The sequence below is a fragment of the Roseburia porci genome (assembly GCF_009695765.1).
Taxonomy (GTDB): Bacteria; Bacillota; Clostridia; order Lachnospirales; family Lachnospiraceae; genus Roseburia; species Roseburia porci.
Map to the genome: position 1 here is coordinate 1 of NZ_VUNI01000046.1, position 3,109 is coordinate 3,109.

Genomic DNA, 3,109 nt, shown 5'->3' on the forward strand with positions numbered 1-3,109 from the left:
ATTCCCCTCACGTTAATCATAGTCTTGCTATGAACAGGACACCCTTGGTCTTGGCTGTATCCTTCCCACTACTAGGGCGGATTAGGAACTTTCATCCATTAGCGACGTGCGCCGCAAGGCGCACATAGAAAAAGAGAAAGAACAGCCCCAACCACAGTTCGTTCTTTCTCTTCACCAATTCAAGTGCTGCAAAGCAGGTCCGGTGCAGGGTCATGCCCTAATAAATGGTTGCCTGTCATATTAGCAGTCACTTCGCATTGTTATGCAATACTTATGATAAGAAAAAACTTACTGTTGTGCAAGATATTTCGTATAAAAACTTCATCAAAATCTCTTTTTAATTCCTACATGGCTAAGTTTCAGCCCCACCTTGAAACCTGTCCCATCTGCGGAAGCGCCGGTAACTGTCACATCCACGACTACTATGGCCGCTCCATCATTGACTTCCAGGCAGGTAAGAGAGAAAAGTCCGACCTTTGTGTGATGCGGGTTTTCTGTGACAGCTGTGAGCATGCCCACGCCATTCTTCCGGATGTCATTATCCCTTATTCCAGCTACAGCCTGCTCTTCATTCTGCGCCTTCTGGGGCAGTATTTTGCAGGTCGTTTTACCATCGAACAACTCTGTGAAAGATATCAAATCTCCACCAAGCAGTTCTATAAGTGGCTTTCTCTATGGAAAACGCACAAGCAGGAATGGCTTGGTATTCTATCTGATCTGGATACTTCTGATGTTTCTTTTCTAAGAAGCATCATCCTGTTGGATTCCTTCTCCTCCTTTGCCATGGGATTTATCCTTCATTTCGCTCATTCCTTCCTACAGTCCCATCGGAATCCAATTCCTGCATCCTTAAAAAACGCACAATACCATCAGAAAGTGTTTGCTCCGGATATTTCTATCTTCTGACCACACAACCATGGGATGGATGCCTGCCTGTTCTCCTCTTATGATGAAGAAAAACATAAGAAGGAGGTCTTTCCCATGAGCAAAGATACTGAAACTCTCAAACATGACGCTGAAGTGGCACAGTTCCGCTTCGCTCTCATAGCTCCTGTCATCCAGGGGCTTTATCCTGATGCCTCGGCTACGGCCTACTACAAGCGGGTCACTGCCTCTCCACTGACCCTTCCGGATGGTTCCACGGTCAGCTATAGCTACAAAACACTGGAAAAGTGGAAATCCCAGTACAACCTCGGCGGGCTGGATGCCCTGATGCCCAGTGTCAGGTCTGACAAAGGCATTTCCAGGGCTCTGAATGATGAAGCCATTGCTGAAATTTATCGTATGAAAGATGACCATCCACGCATGAATGCCACACAGATTTATGAGCATCTCGTGAAGGAATCCTTTCTCCCGGCAACTGTCAGCGTGGATTCCGTACAGCGTTTCATCCGCAACAACGATCTCAAATCTGCCAGAGACCCTAACCTCCGTGACCGCAAGGCCTATGAAGAAGACGAATTCGGTAAAATCTGGCAGGCTGATACCTGTTATCTCCCATACATCACAGAAGACGGTCAGACCCGGCGCGTTTACTGCATCATGATCATTGACGACCATTCCAGACTTCTGGTCGGAGGCGAACTGTTCTACAATGACAATGCCTGCAACTTTCAGAAGGTGTTAAAAAATGCCATCGCCACCTACGGAATTCCCGATAAACTTTATGTAGACAATGGCTGTAGCTACTCGAATGAGCAGCTTTCCATGATCTGCGTATCCCTTGGTATCCTGCTTTTGCATACAAAAATCCGTGACGGAGCCAGCAAAGGCAAGGTGGAGCGGCACTTCCGCACATTAAAAGAACGCTGGCTGTACACTCTTGATATCAGCTCCATTACCTCCCTTGCACAGTTCAATACCATGCTTAAGGATTACATGCGTTCCTACAATACCACCTTTCACAGAGGGATTGACTCCACTCCTCTGGAACGTTATCAGAATTCAAAGGATCATCCCCGCAAACCACAGTCCAGGCAGTGGCTGGATGACTGTTTTTACAACCGTATCACACGCAAGGTTCGTAAGGACTCTACCATTACCATCGACAAGGTCTGCTATGATGTGCCCATGCAGTTTATCTCTGCCAAAGTGGATATCCGATATCTCCCTGATGACATGGACTCTGCTTTCATTCTGTTTGAAAATCAAAAGTTCCCCATCCGGCAGACCAACCGCAATGAGAACTGCCATACAAAGCGCAGCAACCCGGCCATCGATTATTCAAAGATTGGAGGTAACGCCTGATGTATAACTCTTTTTATGGTCTTTCCTTTAACCCTTTTGACAAACAGCAGTTAAGGGAGAAGGATCACTTCGTATCCAATGACTTTCGGGAAATGACAAACCGCCTGAACTATCTCAAGGATATCCGGGGGATTGGTGTTTTTACCGCCAGACCCGGTATGGGGAAGTCCTTTTGCCTGCGATGCTTTGCTGCAAGTTTGAATCCCAGCCTGTTCCACATGGAATACCTGTGCCTGTCCACCATCAGCGTGGCAGACTTTTACAAACAGCTCTGTTCCATCCTCGGCGTTTCTGATAAAGGCGGCAAAACCGGCATGTTCAAGGCCATTCAGGAGCAGATCACTTATCTATACAAAGAGAAACGCCAGCCCCTGCTTCTTGCCATTGACGAAGCCCAGTATCTGAGTACCGGAATCCTGAATGATATCAAGATGCTCATGAACTATGGCTATGATTCTGTGAACTACTTTACACTGATTCTGTGCGGGGAATCCCATCTCAATGACACACTCCGCAAGCCGGTACATGAAGCACTGCGCCAACGCATCACCGTCCACTATAACTATGCCGGGCTTTCTGATGATGAGGTTTCAAAGTACATCCTGCACAAGCTTCAGCTGGCAGGTGCTTCCTCTACGATCATTGATCCGGCGGCGCTTGCGGCTGCGCACAGCTTCACGCAGGGCAATCCCCGCCTCATTGACAACCTGATGACAGATGCCCTGACCATTGGTTCGCTCATTGTCAAGCTAGTTGTCAGTAAAACTTTAACTTTTTGTTGCAATCATTCAGGCTGTCAGATGTTACTTCGCACCTAAGCTAAATGTCAATGACAAGCAGCTTCGCTGATGCAATTCATCCA

At 47.3% G+C, this 3,109-nt stretch carries 3 protein-coding genes; all 3 read left to right on the forward strand.

Annotated elements, in window-relative coordinates; all coding sequences use genetic code 11:
* Positions 1-348 precede the first annotated feature (348 nt).
* Positions 349-906, forward strand: coding sequence for a DUF6431 domain-containing protein (locus FYJ75_RS14145; protein ID WP_154431047.1), 558 nt, complete (start codon positions 349-351; stop codon positions 904-906).
* A 75-nt stretch (positions 907-981) separates the two neighbouring features.
* Positions 982-2,247 (forward strand): DDE-type integrase/transposase/recombinase, encoded by a 1,266-nt coding sequence (locus FYJ75_RS14150; protein ID WP_154431048.1) that lies wholly within the window; start codon positions 982-984, stop codon positions 2,245-2,247.
* Positions 2,247-3,065 carry an ExeA family protein gene (locus FYJ75_RS14155; RefSeq protein ID WP_154431049.1) on the forward strand — a complete coding sequence of 273 codons (819 nt, stop codon included), beginning with the start codon at positions 2,247-2,249 and terminating at the stop codon, positions 3,063-3,065. The genes FYJ75_RS14150 and FYJ75_RS14155 overlap by 1 nt, the downstream gene beginning before the upstream one ends.
* The last annotated feature ends 44 nt before the right edge of the window (positions 3,066-3,109 follow it).